Origin of the sequence: Neisseria sp. HMSC15G01 (assembly GCF_001808255.1) — a bacterium.
In the GTDB taxonomy this organism is placed as follows: domain Bacteria; phylum Pseudomonadota; class Gammaproteobacteria; order Burkholderiales; family Neisseriaceae; genus Neisseria; species Neisseria subflava_A.
On sequence record NZ_KV792698.1, the window covers coordinates 23,226 to 45,058 of the forward strand.

Genomic DNA, 21,833 nt, shown 5'->3' on the forward strand with positions numbered 1-21,833 from the left:
TTCGAGCCCCGTCCGCCGCGCCATTATTTAAAAAGCACTGATAATATCAGTGCTTTTTTATTTGTCTTAACAACTCAATTAAGCTGCAAAAATAGAAACAGGTAAGTAACGGAGTGTTGAAATACTGTTTAACCTTAATTTCTAATGATTTTAAAAAAGGCCGTCTGAAACTTTTAAAATTTCAGACGGCCTTTAGTCTATTGAAATAATAGATTAAATATCCAATTCTGCCTTATCGCCTTCTTTTTCCATCCATGCGCGGCGGGCGGCGGCTTCGCCTTTTCCCATCAGTTTGACGAAGATGTCGCGTGTTTCGTCATCTGCGCCTTCGGGGATTTGTACCTGCAACAGGCGACGGGTGTCGGGGGGCATGGTGGTGTCTTTAAGCTGGTCGGGGTTCATCTCGCCCAAGCCTTTGAAACGGCTGATGGAATAAGCAGTTTCTTTAACGCCTTCTTTTTGAAGTCGCTCCAAAATGCTGTCGAGTTCGTTTTGGTCGAGGGCGTAGAATTTGCGGGCGGGTTTGCTTTTGCCTTGTGCGTTGACATCGACGCGGAATAGCGGAGGCTGGGCGACGTAGATGTGTCCGTCAGCGACCAGTTTCGGGAAGTGGCGGTAGAACAGGGTCAACAGCAAAACCTGAATATGCGAACCGTCCACATCGGCATCGGACAGGATGGCAATTTTGCCGTAGCGCAGGCCGCTTAAATCGGGATTGTCGTTGATGCCATGTGGATCGACGCCGATGGCAACGGAAATATCATGGATTTCGGCGTTGCCGAAAAGCTGGTCGGGGTGAACTTCAAAGCTGTTGAGTACTTTACCGCGCAGGGGTAGGATGGCCTGTGTGGCTTTGTCGCGGGCAAGTTTGGCTGAGCCGCCGGCGGAATCGCCTTCGACGAGGAAGAGTTCGTTTTCGCGGATGTCTTCACTTTCGCAGTCGGTCAGCTTACCGGGCAAGACAGCGACACCGCTGCCTTTTTTCTTTTCAATCTTTTTAACCGAACGCATCCGTGCTTGTGCCTGACGGATGGCGAGTTCGGCGATTTTTTTGCCGTAGTCCACGTTTTGGTTCAGCCACAATTCCAAAGGGTCGCCCGATACGGTGGCAACAAGTTTCAATGCGTCGCGGTTGGTCAGTTTGTCTTTAGTCTGACCTTGGAACTGCGGGTCGAGGACGCGGGCGGAGAGGACGAAGACAGTTTTGCTGAACACGTCGTCTCTTTGCACTTTCACGCCGCGCGGCAAGAGGTTGTGCAGATTGATGAAGTTGTTGACTGCGTTGAACACGGCTTGTTTCAAGCCTGCTTCATGTGTGCCGCCCCGTGGGGTGGGGATGAGGTTGACATAGCTTTCGTTGGCGCATGAGCCTTCTTCCAGCCAAGTCAGGGCAAATGCTGCGCCTTCTCCAATGCTGAAATCGCCGTTGTGGCCGTCTGAAATGTAGTTTTCGCAGGAGAAGATAGGCACGGCTTCTTGCGCGTCAGCAATCAGGTCGGTCAGATAGCTTTTCAGGCCGTCCGGGTAGTGCCAGGTTTGGATGTGCGCTTCGTTTTCGCCTTTAACTGGACGGGTCAGTGAAACGCGTACGCCTGGCAGTAAAACAGCTTTGGCGCGCAGCAGGCGTTCGAGTTCGGGAATGCTGTAATTCGGGCTTTCAAAATATTTGCCGTCCGGCCACACGCGCACTTCGGTGCCGCTGTCTTTGACGGCGCATTTGCCCACTTCAGTCAATGGCTCAATGACGTCGCCACCGGAAAAGACGATACGGTGGACTTTGCCTTCGCGTTTGACCGTTACTTCAAGGCGGGTGGAAAGGGCGTTGGTAACAGATACGCCGACGCCGTGCAGACCGCCTGAAAAGGCATACGCGCTGCTGCCGTCTTTTTTGTTGAACTTGCCGCCTGCGTGCAGACGGGTGAACACGAGTTCGACTACGGGTACGCCTTCTTCAGGGTGTAGGCCGACGGGAATTCCGCGGCCGTTATCACGGACGGAAAGCGAACCGTCTTCATGAATTTGCACGTCGATTGCAGTTGCAAAACCACCCAACGCCTCGTCCGCCGCATTATCAATCACTTCCTGACAGATATGGGTCGGGCTGTCGGTACGGGTGTACATGCCGGGACGTTCTTTGACCGGCTCCAAGCCTTTGAGGACGGTAATGCTGGATTCGCTGTATTGATTGTTTTTAGCCATAGGAATAATGTAAAGGCCGTCTGAAAGGATGAAAAACAACGCTTTCAGACGGCCTGAAAGCGTTTGGGTTATAGGTTTTCTATTGGATTGCGACGGATAAAGTCTTCATAGCTTTCTATGCCGCGCAAGAAACGGGAGAGTTCGGTCAATGCGTCCAAATACACGCCGCGCTTGAAGTCGATGACTTCGTCAACCGGCGCCCAGTATTGGTGCCAGCGCCAGCCGTCAAATTCAGGATGATGGCAGGCACGGAGGTTGACGTCGCTGTCGCGGCCAACCAAACGCAAAAGATACCAAATCTGTTTTTGTCCGCGATACGAACCGCGCCATTCGCGGCGCACCCAATGACTGGGCACGTCATAGCGCAGCCAGTCGCGCGTGCGGCCGATAATTTTGACATGTTGCGGCAACAGGCCGACTTCTTCGTACAACTCGCGGTACATGGCGGTCTCAGGACTTTCGCCCGGCTTGATGCCGCCTTGCGGAAACTGCCATGAATGTTCGCGTACGCGTTTGCCCCAAAAGACTTCGTTACGTTCGTTAATCAGGATAATACCGACATTGGGGCGATAGCCTTCTCTGTCTAACACGGGGTCGCCCTTCATTAAATTCAATCGTGCAATTTTCCCACAAATTGGGCGGTTTTGACAAATCTTGAGGCCGTCTGAATAAGCCCACAGTTTTTTCCAGACGGCATGAAACCGTTTCTGAAAAAATGTTGTTTATGAATAAAACCATAGCTTCAGGCCGTCTGAAAAATGAAATTTTTTTCTGCTTTAAGGTCTTGCATTCAAAAGCTTTTTGCCGTTTAATGCAAACCTTGCTGAATCAAGGGCAAAGGACACATGCCGGCCGCCCCCACAGTTTCCCTTTTGTAAGTGGCATCTGCCACCGCTGCAATATTTTTACCTCCCGAACAAAAGGTCTGAAACCATGAAAAAATCTTTGATGGCGGCGGCAATCGTGAGCCTCGTCTTGACTGCGTGTAGCGGCGGACAAGGAACCGCCGCAGAATCTTCCGCATCTCAAACTTCCTCTTCCCAAACCGATAAACTCAATATCTACAACTGGTCGGATTATGTCGATCCTGCCACGCTGTCTGCGTTTGAAAACAAAACGCATATCAACGTCCGCTACGATTACTACGACAGCAACGAAGCGCTGGAAGCCAAGCTGCTGACCGGCAAGTCGGGTTATGACTTGGTTGCACCTTCTATTGCTAATGTCGGCCGTCAGATCAAAGCCGGCGCGTATCAAAAAATCGACAAATCGCAAATTCCTGATTACGCCAATATCGATCCCGATTTGTTGAAAATGATGGAAACCGTCGATCCGGGCAACGAATATGCCGTCCCTTATTTCTGGGGCATCAATACGCTGGCGATTAACAAACAGCAGGTTCAAAAGGCTTTGGGTACGGACAAGCTGCCTGAAAACGAATGGGATTTGGTGTTTAACCCTGAATATACCCAAAAACTGAAATCCTGCGGCATCAGCTATTTCGACAGCGCCATCGAGCAGATTCCTTTGGCTTTGCATTATTTGGGCAAAGATCCGAACAGCGAAAACCCTGACGACATCAAAGCCGCAGTCGATATGATGAAAAAAGTGCGTCCCGACATCAAACGCTTTACCTCATCCGGCTATATCGATGATATGGCTGCCGGTAATCTTTGCGTATCGGTAGGCTACGGCGGTGACCTTAATATTGCCAAAACCCGTGCCAAAGAAGCCGGAAACGGCGTCGAAGTCGAAGTATTGGCGCCGAAAAGCGGCGTCGGTATTTGGGTGGATTCGCTGATGATTCCGCGTGATGCGCAAAATGTGGCCAATGCACACAAATACATCAATCACACGCTCAATCCGGAAACAGCGGCTAAAAACGGCAACTATGTGACTTATGCTCCGGCCAGCCGTCCAGCGCGTGATTTGATGGATGAAAAATACACCTCTGACGAATCGATTTTCCCAAGTAAAGAATTGATGGAAAAAAGCTTCATCGTCTCTCCCAAGTCAACCGATGCGAGCAAACTCAGCGTTCGCCTATGGCAGGCTTTGAAAGCAGGGCGATAATTAAAATTGAAATTTGAATACTCAGGCCGTCTGAAACAGTTTTTCAGACGGCCTGAGTGTTATAATTGTCAACACTTTTCAAATATCCTATCAGGAGAAACAGCGTTATGAACAATTCAGTCATCACCGTCATCGGTAAAGACCGTGTGGGCATTGTGTACGACGTTTCCAAAATTTTAGCGGAAAACCAAATCAATATTCTCAACATCAGCCAACAGTTGATGGACGATTTTTTTACCATGATTATTTTGGTGGACACTTCAAAATGCGCTAAATCGCGTCAAGAGGTTTTGGATTTGTTTGCGGAAGAGAGCAAAAAACTCGTGCTTGACATCCGTATGCAAAACGAAGAAATTTTCCAAGCCATGCACCGTATTTAAGTCGGAGGGAGAGTCATGAGTATTCAATCCGGCGAGATTTTAGAAACCGTCAAAATGGTGGCCGACCAGAACTTTGACGTGCGCACCATTACCATCGGCATTGATCTGCACGACTGTATCAGCAGCGATATCAATGTGTTGAACCAAAATATTTACAATAAAATTACCACAGTCGGCAAAGACTTGGTGGCGACGGCAAAATATCTGTCTGCCAAATACGGCGTACCGATTGTGAATCAGCGCATTTCCGTCACGCCGATTGCCCAAATCGCCGCAGCTACCCATGCCGATTCCTATGTCAGCGTGGCGCAAACTTTGGATAAGGCTGCCAAAGCCATCGGCGTGTCTTTTATTGGCGGCTTTTCCGCGCTGGTGCAAAAAGGCATGTCACCTTCAGACGAGGTGTTAATCCGCTCCATTCCCGAAGCGATGAAGACTACCGATATCGTGTGCAGCTCCATCAATATCGGCAGCACGCGCGCCGGTATCAATATGGATGCGGTCAAGTTGGCAGGCGAAACCATCAAACGCACGGCTGAAATTACGCCCGAAGGTTTCGGCTGCGCCAAAATCGTCGTGTTCTGCAACGCGGTGGAAGACAACCCATTTATGGCGGGCGCGTTTCACGGTTCGGGCGAAGCGGATGCCGTTATCAATGTCGGCGTATCCGGCCCGGGTGTTGTAAAAGCCGCGTTGGAAAATTCGGATGCAACGACACTGACCGAAGTTGCAGAAGTCGTGAAGAAAACTGCTTTCAAAATTACCCGCGTGGGCGAACTCATCGGCCGCGAAGCCTCAAAAATGCTGAATATTCCGTTTGGTATTCTCGACTTGTCGTTAGCACCAACCCCTGCCGTCGGCGACTCGGTGGCACGCATTCTTGAAGAAATGGGTTTGAGCGTCTGCGGTACGCACGGCACGACAGCGGCTTTGGCCTTGCTGAATGATGCTGTGAAAAAAGGTGGCATGATGGCTTCCAGCGCGGTCGGCGGCCTGAGCGGCGCGTTTATCCCCGTTTCCGAAGACGAAGGCATGATTGCCGCCGCCGAAGCAGGCGTGCTGACGCTGGACAAACTCGAAGCGATGACCGCCGTCTGCTCGGTCGGATTGGACATGATTGCCGTTCCCGGTGATACGCCTGCTCATACCATTTCCGGCATCATTGCTGACGAAGCCGCCATCGGCATGATCAACAGTAAAACCACTGCCGTGCGCATTATTCCGGTAACCGGCAAAACCGTCGGCGACAGCGTCGAGTTCGGCGGCTTGTTGGGCTACGCGCCTGTAATGCCGGTTAAAGAAGGCTCATGCGAAGTGTTTGTCAACCGAGGCGGCAGAATCCCAGCTCCGGTTCAATCAATGAAAAACTGATTGGATTGATAAATAAAAGGCCGTCTGAAATTGATTTTCAGACGGCCTTTTATATTTGCAGGGTAATTATTTAAACATATTTTTAATAATGCCCATTACGCTGCGGGAAATGGCGTTGGTTACTTGGCGGTTGATTTGGCTGCCGATGGCGTCGGCAACGTTGTAGCCCAAACCTTGGCCAGATTTTTTGCGTCCGCCGCTCAAGCCGCCGATCAGTCCACCGAGGATGCCAGGATCAGCATTGGCAGCTTCTTTTTCTGCGGCTTTTTGTGCTTTTTCCTGCTCTTTGGCGGTATTTGCGGCTTCTTTTTCAGCGGCAGCCTGGCTGTCTGCTTCGGCCAATGCTTCAAAAGCGGAATAGTTGTCCACCATGTCTTTGTAGGTCGGATACAAATCATCGTTTTGGAACAAGCGGTTGCGCTCTTCTGCGGCAAGCGGGGTTAAGGAAGATTGCGGCGGCAGGATAAGGGCGCGTTCTACCGGCTCGGGCATACCTTTTTCGTCGAGGAAGGAAACGAGCGCTTCGCCGACGCCCAGTTCGGCAATCGCTTCGGCAACTTTGATATTCGGATTGCTGCGGAAGGTTTCGGCAGCGGCTTTGACTGCTTTTTGGTCGCGCGGTGTGAAGGCGCGCAGGGCGTGTTGCACGCGGTTACCCAGTTGGCCGAGGATGGTATCGGGTAAGTCGAGCGGGTTTTGGGTGACGAAATATACGCCCACGCCTTTGGAACGGATCAGGCGCACGACTTGTTCGATTTGTTCGACCAACGCATTGGCGGCATTGTCGAACATTAAATGCGCTTCATCGAAGAACATCACGAATTTTGGTTTGTCCAAATCGCCAACTTCGGGCAGGGTTTCAAACAACTCCGCCAACATCCACAGCAAAAACGCGCTGTACATACGCGGCGAGCGCATCAGTTTTTCGGAATTAAGGATGTTGATGATGCCTTTGCCGTTGTCGGTTTGCATCCAGTCTTGCAGGTTGAGGGAAGGTTCGCCGAAGAATTTTTCTGCACCTTCGTTTTCCAAAGTCAGCAGTTGGCGTTGAATTGCACCGATACTGGCGGCAGAAACGTTGCCGTATTGCGTGCGGTATTCCGAAGCGTGGTCGGAAACGTGTTTCAGCATGCTGCGCAGGTCTTTCAAGTCCAGAATGTGCCAGCCTCTGTCGTCGGCAACTTTGAACACGAGGTTGAGCAGGCCTTCTTGCGTGTCGTTCAGATTCATCAGGCGGGCCAAAAGCATAGGGCCCATTTCGGAAACGGTTACGCGTACGGGAATACCGGTTTCGCCGTAAACATCCCAAAAGCGCACGGGGAAATTTTGCAGCCATTGCTCGCCCAAATCAAACTCGGCGATGCGTTCGCCCACTTTGCCGCTGTTGGTACCGGCTTGCGCGATGCCTGACAAATCGCCTTTGACATCGACCAAGAATACAGGGATGCCTTCGCTGCTGAAGGCTTCCGCCATGCGGCGCAGGGTAACGGTTTTACCCGTACCGGTCGCCCCGGCGATCAAGCCGTGGCGGTTGGCCATTTTGCCTTGGATTTCGAGCGTTTTCCCGTCGGCACGCGCAATTTGAAATGTAGTCATGATTATTCCTTAGAATCCGTGATGTGAAACAATTTGTTGTCTTAAAAAACAAGCATTTTAACGTTTGCGGCGAGGGGATTCAACCAAGCAAAGTTTCAGACGGCCTTAAGTTTTGCAAAGGTTTTTTTGCAGTGATTGGACAAGGTTGAAATCTGCTATAATTCCATCCAATCCGCAACCGTCTGACAAGGCGGTTGTTTTCTTTGTTTTTTGAATATTTTTTACGAAAGCGAAAGTCGGAATGACTGCACAACAAGCCCCTTTGGGCGAAAAAACCATGGCCGTGCTGATGGCGATGTTGGTCGCGCTGATGCCGTTTTCTGTCGATGCCTATCTGCCTGCGATTCCCGAAATGGCAAAGTCGCTGGGTTCGGACATCCACCGCATCGAGCAAAGCCTGAGCTTTTTTATGTTTGGCGTGGCGTTTGGTCAGGTGGTCGGCGGTTCGATTTCGGATATTAAAGGCCGCAAACCTGTCGCCTTGGTGGGCTTGAGCATTTACTTTGCCGCCGTTATCGGTTTGACGATGGTGAATAATGTCGAGCAGCTGTTGAACTTGCGTGCCTTGCAGGCGTTTGGCGCGGGGATGACCGTGGTGATTTCCGGCGCGATGGTGCGCGATTATTATTCCGGACGCAAAGCCGCGCAGATGTTTGCCTTAATCGGCATCATTCTGATGATTGTGCCATTGATGGCGCCGATGATTGGTGCAGGCTTGCAGAATTTGGGCGGCTGGCGCATGATTTTCGGCTTTCTGGCCTGCTATTCGCTGCTGCTTTGGGGTTTGATGTGGTATTTCCTGCCCAAGCCGCACCAAAAAGGCAAAATCAGCATGGACGTGTTCGGCGTGGTGGCAGGCAGGTTTAAACGTGTTTTGAGAACGCGCGCCGCGATGGGCTATCTGTTTTTCCAAGCTTTCAGTTTTGGTTCGATGTTTGCCTTTTTGACCGAATCGTCGTTCGTGTACCAAAATCTGTATCATGTTTCACCAAACCAATATGCTTGGATATTTGCGCTCAATATCATTACCATGATGTCTTTTAACCGCGTTACCGCATGGCGTTTGAAAACCGGTACGCATCCGCAAAACATCCTCAAATGGGGCATTATCGTCCAATTTTCCGCCAATCTGCTGATGACGGTTTTGGTGTTGTCGCTGTCTTTGCCGCCTTTGTGGGCTTTAGTGCCATGCGTGATGTTTTCAGTTGGTACGCAAGGCTTGGTCGGAGCGAACACTCAAGCCTGCTTTATGAGCTATTTCAGCGCAGAGGGCGGCAGCGCAAATGCCGTTTTAGGCGTGTTCCAATCCCTTATCGGCGCATCGGTCGGCATGGCAACGACTTGGCTACATAATGGTTCCGCCTTGGTGATGGCCGGTATGATGTTGAGTTCGACCGTATGCGGTATCGTGCTGTTGTGGGTTTGCTCGCATCAGGCTTGGATGGAAAACGATAAAAAAGAATATGTTTAACCTTCGGGCCGTCTGAAAAACGGTTTCAGACGGCCTCAACACTATATTGAAGAAATTAACCATGAGTACCAGCAAACAACGCCCCATCGGCGTATTCGATTCCGGCGTCGGCGGCTTGACCAACGTTCGCGCCCTGATGGAACGCCTGCCGATGGAAAACATCATCTATTTCGGCGATACCGCACGCGTTCCCTACGGCACCAAATCCCGTGCCACCATCGAAACCTTTGCCATGCAGATTGTCGATTTCCTACTGGAAAACGATGTCAAAGCACTCGTCATCGCGTGTAACACTATTGCCGCGGTTGCCGGACAGAAAATCCGCCAAAAAGCAGGCAATATGCCCGTATTGGACGTCATCTCCGCCGGTGCGGAAGCCGCTTTGCAAACCACCAAAAACAACCGAATCGGCATTATAGCGACCAATACCACCGTCAACAGCAATGCCTACGCGCGCGCCATCCATTCGAAAAACAACGACACGCTGGTGCGCACACAAGCCGCGCCCCTGCTTGTGCCATTGGTGGAAGAAGGCTGGCTCGATCACGAAGTTACCCGCCTGACCGTACGTGAATACCTGAAGCCGCTCTTGGCTGATGATATCGACACGCTGGTGTTGGGTTGTACCCACTTCCCACTTCTCAAGCCGCTTATCGGCCGCGAAGCGCAAAACGTCACCTTGGTCGATTCCGCCATCACCACCGCCGAAGCCACCGCCAAAGCCTTAGCGCAAGCAGGTTTGCTGAATACAGAAAACGACAACCCGGATTACCGCTTCTACGTCAGCGACATCCCACTGCGTTTCCGCACCATAGGCGAACGCTTTTTGGGTAGAAGTATGGAACAGATTGAGATGGTAACATTGGGTTGATGGGTGATATTAAAGGCCGTCTGAAAACCTGATTCAGGTTTTCAGACGGCCTTTTTACTTCCTTAGAATTTTATCTGCCCGACTGTTCCCACACGTTTTGCAAGTAGGCGTAGGTCAGCTCGGCGGTGCCGGAGACCAGCTCGATGTCGCTGCCCAAGTCTTCGGCTTTGCCCACGCCGATGGGCAAGGCACCGGCGGCTTTGATGGCGGCGATGCCGGCGGCGGCGTCTTCGATACCGATGCAGTGGCGGATGTCCGTGCCCACGCCCTCGGCTGCGGCGAGGAAGATGTCGGGGGCGGGTTTGGAATGCGCGACGGCGGCAGGGTCGGCAATGGCGTCGAAGAAGTGGGTCAGTCCCATGCGTTCTAGCAGGAAGGGGCCGTTTTTACTGGCGGACGCGAGGGCGATTTTTTTGCCGTTTACTTTCAATGCTTCCAGCAGGGGCAAAATGCCGGGATACACGTCTTCGGGTTTGACTGCCTGAATCATCTCGACGTAGTTGTTGTTTTTACGGCGGGTCAGTTCGGCGAACTCGGCTTCGCTGACGGTTTTGCCGCCGTGTGCGAGGATGCGTTTGAGCGAATCGTCGCGCGACACGCCTTTGAGCTGCTCGTTAAACTTGCGGTCAATACTGATGCCCAGTTCTTCGGCGAGCTTTTTCCATGCGCGGTAGTGGTATTCGGCGGTGTCGGTGATGACGCCGTCGAGGTCAAAGAGCACTGCGGTAAAAGTCATTTTGCGCCCTCCTTATTTTTCCAATGCAACGGTGTGGCTGCCGTTGAGCGTGATGTCTTTGCCGTACACCTGCAAATCGAGCGGTTCGCCTTTGAGTAGGGTGAAGACGACGTTTTCTTTACCGACGGCGACTTTAATCAGACGGCCGCGGTAGTTGATGTGGAAGGCGTAGCCTGTCCACGCATTCGGCAGGAACGGTGCGAAGCTGAGTTTGCCGCCCCAAGTTTTCATTTGGGCGAAACCTTGGACGATGGCGAGCCACGAGCCGGTCATGGAGGTGATGTGCAGGCCATCCTCGGTGTCGTTGTTGTAGTTGTCCAAGTCCAGACGGGCGGTGCGCTGGTACATTTCCACGGCTTTTTCTTCTTTGCCCAGTTCGGCGGCGAGAATAGCGTGGATACAAGGCGACAACGAGCTTTCATGCACGGTCATCGGTTCGTAGAAGTCGAAGTTGCGGCGTTTTTCGTCCATGTTGAAACGGTCGCCGAAGAAGTAGATGCCTTGCAAGACGTCCGCCTGTTTGATGAAGGGCGAACGCAGGATTTTGTCCCACGACCATTTCTGGTTGAGCGGCAAATCGTCGGGTGAAAGCGCGGACACGGGGCGGATGTCTTTGTCGAGGAAGCCGTCGTGCTGCACGAATACGCCGAGTTCTCCGTCATGCGGACGGTACATATTCGCGCTGATGTCCGCCCATTTTTCCAACTCGGCGGCGCTCACGTTCAAATCCGGACGCGGGTATTTCGCCAGGGCTTCACGGGTGTAATCCAATACCCATGCGGCGAGGGTATTGGTGTACCAGTTGTTGTTGATGTTGTTTTCGTATTCGTTCGGGCCGGTTACGCCGTGAATCATGTATTTGCCGTTGCGTTTGGAGAAGTGGACGCGGTCCGCCCAGAAGCGGGACACTTCGACCAAGACTTCCAAGCCTTCTTTGGCAAGATAGCTTTCATCGCCGGTGTAGTTGGTGTAGTTGTAGATGGCGTAAGGAATTGCGCCGTTGCGGTGGATTTCCTCGAAGGTGATTTCCCATTCGTTGTGGCACTCGATGCCCGTAAACGTTACCATCGGATAGAGCGCGCCCGCCAAGCCCTGTTCGCGCGCGTTGTGCTGCGCATGCGGCAGTTGGTTACGGCGGTATTGCAGCAGGTTGCGGGTAACTTCGGGTTCCGCTAGTGCGAGGTAGAGCGGCACGGCGTAGGCTTCGGTGTCCCAATAGGTCGCGCCGCCGTATTTTTCGCCGGTAAAGCCTTTCGGACCGATGTTCAGGCGCGCGTCTTCGCCGTAGTAGGTGGAGAACAGTTGGAACAGGTTGAAACGGATGCCTTGCTGCGCTTCGTCGCTGCCTTCGATAACCACGTCGGCGATTTCCCAACGGTGCAGCCAGCCTGCTTTGTGTGCGTCCAACAAGGTTTCAAATGCAACGCCTGCGATTTTTTCCGACAAGGCGCGGCCTGCGGCTTTCACCGCTTCCAAGCCCTGATAATCGCGGCTGGTGGTAACAATCACGCGTTTTTCAAAGGTTTTGGGTGTGCCGCCGACTTCGGCCTCGAAAGAATTAGAAACTTGCCAGTCGGTTTGGCTGCCGCCGAGGGCTTTGAAACTGCTAGCGAAGGTTTGCTCGGCGTTGACGATGAATTGCTCTACGCAGAAAGGATTGGCGACGGTTTGGGTGGCAATGTAGGAGCGGTCGTCTGAAACGCCTTTGTCCAATACCTGCCAGAATTTTTCTTCGTAGTTGGAGTCTTCGTTTTTCACATCAGCATCGATGATGGAATCGATGCGGACTTGGTGGGTTTTGCCGTCAACGGATACGGCTTCCCAGCGGATGAGAGCCAGCTCTTTTTGTGCGACCGACAGGAATTTGCACACATCGAAACGCACGCCGAATACGGTGAATGAGCGGCGCAACACGCCGTGCTGCATATCGAGTTCGACGGAGAAGTCGGCAACGTCGTTTTTCGCCAAGTCCACTTCTTGACCATCGACAAAGATTTTGACTTTGCTGAAATTGAGCGCATTGATGGCTTTGCCGAAATATTTGGGATAGCCGTTTTTCCACCAGCCGACGCGGGTTTTGTCGGGGAACCACACACCGGCGATGTAGGTACCCAAGTGACTGTCGGCGGAGTAGGTTTCTTCAAAGTTGCCGCGCATACCCATATAGCCGTTGCCCAAGCTGGTCAGGCTCTCTTGCAGCCGTTTGTGCTCTTTTTCCAGTTTTGTCGAACGCAGTGTCCAAGGGCTAACTTCCATGATTCTCGTGTACATTTATGAAGCTCCTATTATTAAAATTGTAAGTTCGGCAAAGGTTTCAGACGGCCTTTGCCGATGGTATGGATGGATTATTCGCCGTGGGTCTCTTTAATCAGACATACTGAGAAGGCTCCCAGCAGCAAGACTGCGCCTGCAACCAAGAACATGGTTGCCTGATGGCTGCCCAGCATAGGGAAGAGGATAAAGCTCAGCAGGGAGGCGACGATTTGAGGCATACAGATAGAGCCGTTGAACAGGCCCAAATAAGTACCCATGTGTTTGCCTGAGAGGGCATTGGTCACAATCGTCAAAGGATAGGTAATGATACCGGCCCACGCAATACCGATTAAGGTATAAGACAACACCAGTGCGTATTGATTGCTGATGAAGAAAACGGAGAAGAAACCGAGCGCACCCAAAGCCAAGCAACCGAAATAACCGACTTTATGGTATTGATTCGGTACTTTTGCCAGAATAAACGAGCAGATAACGGCAGCAATGGATTGCACCGCAGCTAAAACGCCGTACCAGTTGCCTGCTTCCTGATAGCCTACGGAAGAGGCGTCTGTTGTCTGCCAAACATTTTCTGCAATCGCGCCTGCCGAGTAAGTCCACATATATTGGAAGGCGAACCAGCAGAAGAATTGCACCAAAGTCACCGTCCAAAACGCTTTAGGCGCGGTTTTCAAAAGTTCGAACCAGTTGGCTTTTTCCTGATTCGCGGCGACATCGATGCCGTGATAGCGAGCGTAGGTTTCCGGATCGTATTCTTTGACTTTGAAGATGGTGAACGCACTGGTAATAATCAGCAACGCTGCGCCCACATAGAATGCTACGACCACGGTCTGCGGCACGACGCCTTTTTCGGCCGTGTTCGCCAAACCGATATACGCAAACACAAACGGCAGAATCGCCGCCACAACCGCGCCCGTATTCGCTAAGAAACTTTGAATCCCGTAGGCGTAGCTTTTCTGCTCCTCGTTGACCATGTCGCCGACCATCATTTTAAACGGCTGCATTGCCATATTGGAGGACACGTCCAACAGCGCAATCATCAGCGCGCCAAACGACAAAGCTGCCAAAGAAGCGTAACCAAAACCGAAGCTGCCCGAGTTCGGCATCAGAATCATGACGATAACCGCAATCAGCGTGCCATAAAGCAGATAGGGCAGACGACGACCGCCCAGGCGCGGCATCCAAGTGCGGTCTGAGTAGTAGCCCACAATCGGCTGAACCAACATACCGGCCAATGGCGGCAGAATGAAAAACCAGCCCAAATTGTGCGGGTCGGCGCCTAAAGTTTGAAAAATTCGGCTCATTTGTGAGCTTTGCAGGGTAAAGGCCGTCTGAACGCCGAGATAGCCGAAGCTCAGCATCCAAATCGTACTTTTTGCCAGTGACGGCAAACCTTGTTTTGCTGTTTTTTGCGTATTTTCCGACATGAGGTAAATCCTTTTTTTAAAAAGTATTTTTATTGAGAAATCTGAAAGGTTCCTTGGTGTGGCGTTCTCTGTCGTTATTGTTTGTGTGCGTACTTTCAAGGATATAGGTGCATTTTATGAAGCGCGCCGGATATTGGCAATGCCAGTTCAAGGATAAACTGGCTTAAATCAAATTTTTTGCGGTTTGGCATTGATACCGTCGGGCAATGAGGGTATCGGTTCGGCGCGGTGTATATTTTGATCTTATTTCTATTTTCAGACGGCATTTGAACAAGCAAGTATTTGGGCAATAGGTTAAAATGGGCCGTCTGAAATTTGTTTGACGGAAACGAGAAAACTATGTCCCAACAATACGTCTATTCTATGCTGCGCGTGAGCAAGGTTGTGCCGCCGCAAAAAACCATTATTAAAGACATTTCCCTTTCATTCTTTCCTGGTGCAAAAATCGGTTTGCTCGGTTTGAACGGTGCGGGTAAATCTACTGTACTGCGGATTATGGCGGGCGTGGATAAAGAATTTGAGGGCGAAGCCGTGCCGATGGGTGGCATTAAAATCGGCTATTTGCCGCAAGAGCCTGAGCTTGATCCTGAAAAAACCGTGCGCGAGGAAGTGGAAAGCGGTTTGGGCGAAGTGGCTGCCGCACAAAAACGTTTGGAAGAAGTGTATGCCGAGTACGCCAATCCTGATGCGGATTTTGACGCATTGGCGGAAGAACAAGGTCGCTTGGAAGCGATTATTGCGGCTGGTTCGTCCACGGGCGGCGGTGCGGAACACGAATTGGAAATCGCTGCCGACGCGCTGCGTCTGCCTGATTGGGATGCCAAAATCGGCAATTTGTCCGGTGGTGAAAAACGCCGAGTGGCTTTATGCAAACTTTTGTTGAGCAAGCCTGATATGCTGCTGCTGGACGAGCCGACCAACCACTTGGACGCAGAATCTGTCGAATGGCTGGAGCAATTCTTGGTACGCTTCCCAGGTACCGTGGTTGCGGTAACGCACGACCGCTACTTCCTCGACAACGCCGCCGAATGGATTTTGGAACTCGACCGCGGACACGGTATTCCGTGGAAAGGCAATTACTCGTCTTGGCTGGAGCAGAAAGAAAAACGCTTGGAAAACGAGGCGAAATCCGAAGCTGCGCGCGTGAAGGCGATGAAGCAGGAATTGGAATGGGTGCGCCAAAATGCCAAAGGCCGCCAAGCCAAGTCCAAAGCGCGTTTGGCTCGTTTTGAAGAAATGAGCAACTACGAATACCAAAAACGCAATGAAACGCAGGAAATCTTTATCCCTGTTGCCGAGCGTTTGGGTAACGAAGTGATTGAATTTGTGAACGTTTCCAAATCGTTCGGTGACAAAGTGCTGATTGACGATTTGAGCTTCAAAGTGCCTGCGGGCGCGATTGTCGGCATCATCGGCCCGAACGGTGCGGGTAAATCGACGCTGTTCAAAATGATTTCGGGCAAAGAGCAGCCTGATTCCGGCGAAGTGAAAATCGGCCAAACCGTGAAAATGAGCTTGATCGACCAAAGCCGCGAAGGTTTGCAAAACGATAAAACCGTGTTCGACAATATTGCCGAAGGCCGCGACATTTTACAGGTTGGTCAGTTTGAAATTCCCGCCCGCCAATATTTGGGACGCTTCAACTTCAAAGGCAGCGACCAAAGCAAAATCGCAGGTCAATTGTCTGGCGGCGAACGCGGCCGTCTGCACTTGGCAAAAACTTTGTTGAGCGGCGGCAATGTGTTGCTGCTGGACGAACCGTCCAACGACCTCGACGTGGAAACCCTGCGTGCGCTGGAAGACGCATTGTTGGAATTTGCCGGCAGCGTGATGGTGATTTCGCACGACCGCTGGTTCCTCGACCGTATCGCTACGCATATTTTGGCTTGTGAAGGCGACTCTAAATGGGTGTTCCTTCGACGGCAACTATCAGGAATACGAAGCCGACAAGAAACGCCGTTTGGGCGAAGAGGGCGCGAAACCGAAACGTATCCGTTACAAACCGGTAACACGTTAAGCAGGTTTGAACCAAAAGGCCGTCTGAAACTTTTAATGTTTCAGACGGCCTTTTATTTTTGATGTTTATGATTGTTTTCTTAATTGCGGATGGTTTTCCAATGTATCAATGATGATTTCAATCATGCGTGGGGCAGTTTGAGCTAAATCGAAGCCTTGACCTGAAGAAAGCCAGCGCCAAATAAAGCCGTCTAATGAAGACTTGATGAAGATGACTGCCATATCGATATCCAAATTATCCGCCAACGCTTTTTGTTGTACCGCATCAGTCAGGACAGCAACGATTTTTTCACGCCATAGTGATTGGTGTTTTTTAGCGATGGCAATGACCGCCTCGTTTTGCTCGGTGTGTTCGCATTTTAAAAACAAAATGCTGTGGAATTTATAGTGAAGCTCGTTGTGTTGCAGGCGCTCGAAAAAACGGGTCAGGGTCAGTCGGAAGCTTGACCAAGCCTGTTCGTTATTGTTGTTCGAGTCTTCTTTTATGCAGCTTTCGATGTCGTCGCAAATCCGTTGGAACAAGGCGTCAAACAAATCTTCTTTGTTTTTGAAATGCCAATACAGCGCGCCGCGCGTTACGCCTGCGGCTTGGGCAATTTCGTTAAGCGAGGTGCGGGCAATGCCTTTCTGATAAAACGTATCCAATGTGGCAAGCATGAGATATTCTTTGGTTTTTAAGGCTTCGGTTTTGGTTCTTCTCATAGTTGTTTTGTAGGAAATGTAAATTTATGGTTCGGATTATAAAAAATTACTTCTGAACATGCAAGAATGTATGTATAATTCAATTTAATATTATATAGTGTTTCTCAACACTATATAATCAGCCTGTTTTTCACAAAAGCAGGCAATTTCTGCTTATGAAATATGAAATTAAAGTAATCAATTTTTAATTAGTCAAACCCTTATTTATCATAGAGATAGGAAAATTATGGCTCTTTATGCTTCTAAAATGATGCGTGTCGCGGCGATTGCGGCGGCTACTGCATTGGCGCTTTCTGCTTGCGGCAAAGGCGATGAGAAGGCAGCCGGCCAACAGGCGCAAGGCAGTCAGCAACAGCAAAATCAACCTGCGCCTGAAGTCCGCGTGGTTACCGTGCATCCGGAAACCGTTGCATTGACAACCGAGTTGCCGGGCCGTCTGGAATCGTTGCGTACTGCCGAAGTTCGCGCCCAAGTCGGCGGTATTTTGCAAAAACGCCTGTTCCAAGAAGGCAGCTATGTGCAAGCCGGTCAGCCTTTGTACCAAATCGACAGCTCAACTTATGAAGCAAACTTAGAAAGCGCACGCGCCCAGTTGGCGAGTGCGCAAGCGACTTTGGCTAAAGCGAATGCCGACTTGGCCCGCTACAAACCGCTGGTTGCCGCCGATGCCATCAGCCAACAAGAATACGATGCGGCCGTAACCGCCAAGCGCTCAGCCGAAGCAGGCGTCAAATCCGCTCAAGCAGCCATCAAATCTGCCGGTATCAGCCTGAACCGCTCCCGCATTACTGCGCCGATTTCCGGCTTTATCGGTCAATCTAAAGTTTCTGAAGGTACGCTGTTGAATGCCGGCGATACCACTGTTTTGGCCACCATCCAACAAACCAACCCGATGTATGTCAACGTTACCCAATCTGCCAGTGAGGTTATGAAACTGCGTCAACAGGTTGCAGAAGGCAAATTGTTGGCGGCAAACGGCGCGATTGAAGTGGGCATCAAATTTGACGATGGTGCGGTTTATCCTGAAAAAGGCCGTCTGCTGTTTGCAGATCCGACTGTTAACGAAACGACCGGCCAAATTACATTGCGCGCCGCTATTCCTAATGACAAAAATATCTTGATGCCGGGCTTGTATGTGCGCGTGTTGATGGAACAAGTGGCAGTGGATAATGCATTTGTAGTGCCGCAACAAGCAGTTACCCGCGGTTCGCAAGATACGGTGATGGTGGTGAATGACAAGAGCGAAATGGAAGCGCGTGTCGTGACCATTGCCCAACAGCAAGGTAGCAATTGGGTGATTACAGACGGCCTGAAAGACGGCGACAAAGTGATTGTTGAAGGCATCAGCATTGCCGCTATGTCGGGTGCTAAACAGGTAACGCCGAAAGAATGGACGCCGCCTGCAAGTGCTGCGGCAGCAGCACCGGCAGTTTCAGATGGCCAGGCTGCATCCGAGGCCAAGCCTGAAGCTAAAGCTGCATCTGAAGCTAAATAAGGAACGCGTGAATGTCTAAGTTTTTTATTGACCGCCCCATTTTTGCATGGGTTATTGCGATTTTTATCATCGCAGCGGGTATTTTCGGCATTCAAAAACTGCCGATTTCCCAATATCCGTCCGTTGCTGCACCGACCATTACTTTGCGCGCTACTTATCCGGGCGCTTCTGCTCAGGTAATGGAAGACAGCGTACTGGCCGTTATCGAACGTAATATGTACGGTGTGGAAGGTTTGGACTATATGACGACTTCTGCCAATTCCAGCGGCAGCGGCAGCGTCAGTCTGACGTTTACACCGGAAACCAATGAAGATTTGGCGCAGGTAGACGTGCAGAACAAATTGTCGGAAGTGTTGTCCACATTGCCCTCTACCGTACAGCAATATGGTGTAACCGTATCTAAAGCGCGTTCCAACTTCTTGCAAGTGGTCATGCTTTCTTCTGAAAAGCAATCCATTGAGGAAATGAACGATTACGCCCAGCGCAATATCATTCCTGAACTGCAGCGTATCGACGGGGTAGGGCAGGTACAATTGTTTGGTGCGCAACGCGCCATGCGTATTTGGGTTGACCCGAAAAAACTGCAAAACTACAACCTGTCTTTTGCAACGGTAACCAATGCGCTTGCGACACAAAATATTCAAATTTCAGCGGGCTCTATCGGTTCTTTGCCGGCGGCTGCAGGTCAGACTATTTCAGCAACTGTGACGGCGCAAGGTCAGCTGAGCACTGCTGAAGAGTTTGGCAACATCATTTTGGTATCCAATATCGATGGTTCTAATGTCTATCTGAAAGACGTTGCCAAAGTCAGCTTGGGTATGCAGGATTATTCTTCTTCCACCCGTTTGAACGGCGTCAACACTACCGGTATGGCAGTGATGCTGTCTAACAGCGGTAACGCTTTGGCAACGGCGACTGCCGTGAAAGAAAAAATGGCGGTTTTGCAGAAGTATTTTCCAGACGGCATGAGCTGGAAAGTTCCCTACGATACTTCCAAATTTGTGGAAATTTCGATTGAGAAAGTAATCCATACACTTTTGGAAGCCATCGTATTGGTATTCTTGGTGATTTATCTCTTCCTGCAAAATATCCGCTATACGCTGATTCCGACTATTGTCGTGCCGATTTCCCTGTTGGGCGGTTTTGCCTTTATCTCATATATGGGTATGTCGATTAACGTATTGACCATGTTTGCGATGGTATTGGTAATTGGTATTGTGGTCGATGATGCGATTGTGGTCGTTGAAAACGTTGAGCGTATTATGGCGAGCGAAGGTCTGCCGCCTAAGGCTGCAACCAAAAAAGCGATGAGTCAGATTTCCGGCGCGGTGATCGGTATTACTGCCGTGTTGATGTCCGTATTTGTGCCGCTGGCAATGTTTAGCGGTGCAACCGGTAACATTTACAAACAGTTTGCCCTGACCATGGTGGCATCGATCGGCTTCTCCGCATTCCTTGCTTTGACGCTGACTCCGGCATTGTGTGCCACCATGCTCAAGCCGATTCAGAATGGTCATCACGAAGAGAAAAAAGGTTTCTTCGGTTGGTTTAACAAGAAATTCGACAACTGGACACACGGCTACGAAGGCTGGGTAGCCAAAGTCTTGCGCAAGACTTTGCGCATGATGGTTGTCTATATCGGTTTGACTGTTGTGGGCGTATTCCTGTTTATGCGTCTGCCGACTTCCTTCTTGCCGACTGAAGACCAAGGTAACTTGATGTTGAGCGTACAGCTGCCTGCCGGCGCGACCAAAGAGCGTACCGATGCAACTTTGGCTCAAATCACTCAACTGGCGAAATCTGTACCTGAGATCGAGAACATTATTACCGTTTCCGGCTTTAGTTTTAGCGGTTCCGGCCAAAACATGGCTTTGGGCTTTGTCATTCTGAAAGACTGGAGCGAACGTACTGCTCCGGGCAGCGATGCGACTTCTATTTCCGGTAAGTTGACCGGCATGATGATGGCTACGCTGAAAGACGGTTTCGGTTTGGCGATTGTGCCTCCTGCCATTATGGAATTGGGTACAGGCTCCGGCTTGACGATTTACCTGCAAGACCGTAACAACAGCGGCCATGCCGCATTATTGGCCAAGCGCAATGAGTTGATTGACAAAATGCGCAAAAGCGGTTTGTTTAACCCAAGTACTGTTCGTGCGAGCGGTTTGGAAGATGCGCCGCAGTTGAAAATCGACATCGACCGCTCTGCCGCAGCAGCACAAGGTATTTCGTTCTCTGACATCCGTACTGCTTTGGCTTCTGCTTTGGGTTCGTCTTATGTAAACGACTTCCCGAATCAAGGCCGTCTGCAACGCGTGATGGTACAAGCTGATGCGAGTGCCCGTATGCAGCCTGCCGATATTCTGAACCTGACTGTACCGAATAAATCCGGCGTTGCCGTACCGCTTTCTACCATTGCTACTGTTTCTTGGGAAAACGGTATGGAACAAAGCGTCCGCTTCAATGGTTATCCGGCAATGGAGCTTTCCGGCTCGCCTGTTAATGGCGTGTCTTCCGGTCAAGCCATGGCTGCGGTACAGCAAATGGTTGATGATATGGGTGGCGGTTACAGCCTGGAATGGGGCGGCCAGTCTCGTGAAGAGGCCAAAGGCAGCTCGCAAACTGTCGTGTTGTATGCATTGGCCGCTGCCGCTATATTCTTGGTATTGGCTGCTTTGTACGAAAGCTGGTCTATCCCGTTGGCGGTTATCCTTGTGATTCCGTTGGGCTTGATTGGCGCGGCATTGGGCGTGACCGGCCGCAACATGTTTGAAGCGCTGCTGGGCAGTATTCCGGCATACGCCAACGATATCTACTTCCAAGTCGGTTTCGTTACGGTGATGGGTTTGAGTGCGAAAAACGCGATTTTGATTATCGAGTTTGCCAAAGACCTGCAAGCGCAAGGTAAGAGCGCGATTGAAGCTGCGCTTGCCGCCGCACACTTGCGTTTCCGTCCGATTATCATGACTTCGTTTGCCTTCATCTTGGGCGTGGTACCGCTTTATGTTGCCAGCGGTGCCAGCTCCGCCAGCCAACGTGCGATTGGTACGACCGTGGTCTGGGGTATGTTGATCGGTACGATTCTGTCTGTGTTCCTTGTGCCTTTGTTCTATGTGGTTGTGCGCAAATTCTTTAAAGAAACCGCACACGAGCATGAGATGGCCGCCAAACACGCCGCTGAAGCCGGCATGATTGAAGACGGTAAACACGATTCAGACAAGCACTAAA

Annotated in this window: 14 protein-coding genes and 1 pseudogene; 8 read left to right on the forward strand and 7 right to left on the reverse strand. The window is 51.0% G+C overall.

Annotated elements, in window-relative coordinates:
- Positions 1-213: 213 nt before the first annotated feature.
- Both HMPREF3139_RS10255 and HMPREF3139_RS10260 read right to left on the reverse strand, forming a co-directional pair.
- Positions 214-2,199: a DNA topoisomerase IV subunit B gene (locus tag HMPREF3139_RS10255; RefSeq protein WP_070461984.1), complete on the reverse strand. Its 1,986-nt coding sequence runs from the start codon at positions 2,197-2,199 to the stop codon at positions 214-216.
- Positions 2,200-2,267: 68 nt separating this feature from the next.
- Positions 2,268-2,804, reverse strand: coding sequence for an RNA pyrophosphohydrolase (locus HMPREF3139_RS10260; RefSeq protein ID WP_070461986.1), 537 nt, complete (start codon positions 2,802-2,804; stop codon positions 2,268-2,270).
- Between the two features lie 328 nt (positions 2,805-3,132).
- On the opposite strand from HMPREF3139_RS10260, the gene HMPREF3139_RS10270 reads away from it, so the two are divergent.
- The 3 genes from HMPREF3139_RS10270 (at position 3,133) to HMPREF3139_RS10280 (ending at position 6,023) form a co-directional block, all read left to right on the forward strand.
- Positions 3,133-4,272, forward strand: coding sequence for a polyamine ABC transporter substrate-binding protein (locus HMPREF3139_RS10270; RefSeq protein ID WP_070461990.1), 1,140 nt, complete (start codon positions 3,133-3,135; stop codon positions 4,270-4,272).
- A 107-nt stretch (positions 4,273-4,379) separates the two neighbouring features.
- Positions 4,380-4,652, forward strand: coding sequence for an ACT domain-containing protein (locus tag HMPREF3139_RS10275; protein ID WP_070461992.1), 273 nt, complete (start codon positions 4,380-4,382; stop codon positions 4,650-4,652).
- A 15-nt stretch (positions 4,653-4,667) separates the two neighbouring features.
- Complete coding sequence (locus HMPREF3139_RS10280) at positions 4,668-6,023, forward strand: PFL family protein (protein ID WP_036493871.1); 1,356 nt, start codon at positions 4,668-4,670, stop codon at positions 6,021-6,023.
- A gap of 66 nt (positions 6,024-6,089) precedes the next feature.
- On the opposite strand, the gene HMPREF3139_RS10285 is transcribed toward HMPREF3139_RS10280, so the two are convergent.
- Complete coding sequence (locus HMPREF3139_RS10285; RefSeq protein ID WP_070461993.1) at positions 6,090-7,619, reverse strand: helicase HerA-like domain-containing protein; 1,530 nt, start codon at positions 7,617-7,619, stop codon at positions 6,090-6,092.
- Between the two features lie 241 nt (positions 7,620-7,860).
- On the opposite strand from HMPREF3139_RS10285, the gene HMPREF3139_RS10290 reads away from it, so the two are divergent.
- Complete coding sequence (locus HMPREF3139_RS10290; protein ID WP_070461994.1) at positions 7,861-9,090, forward strand: multidrug effflux MFS transporter; 1,230 nt, start codon at positions 7,861-7,863, stop codon at positions 9,088-9,090.
- Between the two features lie 61 nt (positions 9,091-9,151).
- Positions 9,152-9,961 carry a glutamate racemase gene (gene murI / locus HMPREF3139_RS10295; RefSeq protein ID WP_049331752.1) on the forward strand — a complete coding sequence of 270 codons (810 nt, stop codon included), beginning with the start codon at positions 9,152-9,154 and terminating at the stop codon, positions 9,959-9,961.
- A 70-nt stretch (positions 9,962-10,031) separates the two neighbouring features.
- Here murI and pgmB read toward each other — a convergent pair whose 3' ends face one another.
- The 3 genes from pgmB to HMPREF3139_RS10310 all read right to left on the reverse strand — a co-directional run bounded on the left by pgmB (position 10,032) and on the right by HMPREF3139_RS10310 (position 14,395).
- Positions 10,032-10,697, reverse strand: coding sequence for a beta-phosphoglucomutase (gene pgmB / locus HMPREF3139_RS10300; RefSeq protein WP_070461995.1), 666 nt, complete (start codon positions 10,695-10,697; stop codon positions 10,032-10,034).
- Positions 10,698-10,709: 12 nt separating this feature from the next.
- On the reverse strand, positions 10,710-12,968 hold the full coding sequence (locus HMPREF3139_RS10305) for a glycoside hydrolase family 65 protein (RefSeq protein ID WP_070461996.1): 2,259 nt from the start codon (positions 12,966-12,968) through the stop codon (positions 10,710-10,712).
- Positions 12,969-13,042: 74 nt separating this feature from the next.
- Positions 13,043-14,395: an SLC45 family MFS transporter gene (locus tag HMPREF3139_RS10310; RefSeq protein ID WP_070461997.1), complete on the reverse strand. Its 1,353-nt coding sequence runs from the start codon at positions 14,393-14,395 to the stop codon at positions 13,043-13,045.
- A 339-nt stretch (positions 14,396-14,734) separates the two neighbouring features.
- On the opposite strand from HMPREF3139_RS10310, the pseudogene ettA reads away from it, so the two are divergent.
- Positions 14,735-16,412: pseudogene (ettA, locus tag HMPREF3139_RS10315) on the forward strand (energy-dependent translational throttle protein EttA).
- Between the two features lie 65 nt (positions 16,413-16,477).
- Here ettA and HMPREF3139_RS10320 read toward each other — a convergent pair.
- A complete protein-coding gene (locus HMPREF3139_RS10320; RefSeq protein WP_070462000.1) occupies positions 16,478-17,113 on the reverse strand; it encodes a multidrug efflux system transcriptional repressor MtrR in 636 nt (211 codons plus the stop codon).
- Between the two features lie 226 nt (positions 17,114-17,339).
- Here HMPREF3139_RS10320 and HMPREF3139_RS10325 point away from each other — a divergent pair, with 226 nt between their 5' ends.
- Together HMPREF3139_RS10325 and HMPREF3139_RS10330 are read left to right on the forward strand one after the other, a co-directional pair.
- On the forward strand, positions 17,340-18,608 hold the full coding sequence (locus HMPREF3139_RS10325) for an efflux RND transporter periplasmic adaptor subunit (protein WP_070462002.1): 1,269 nt from the start codon (positions 17,340-17,342) through the stop codon (positions 18,606-18,608).
- An 11-nt stretch (positions 18,609-18,619) separates the two neighbouring features.
- Positions 18,620-21,832, forward strand: a complete 3,213-nt coding sequence (locus HMPREF3139_RS10330) for an efflux RND transporter permease subunit (RefSeq protein ID WP_070462004.1) — start codon at positions 18,620-18,622, stop codon at positions 21,830-21,832.
- Position 21,833: the final 1 nt, after the last annotated feature.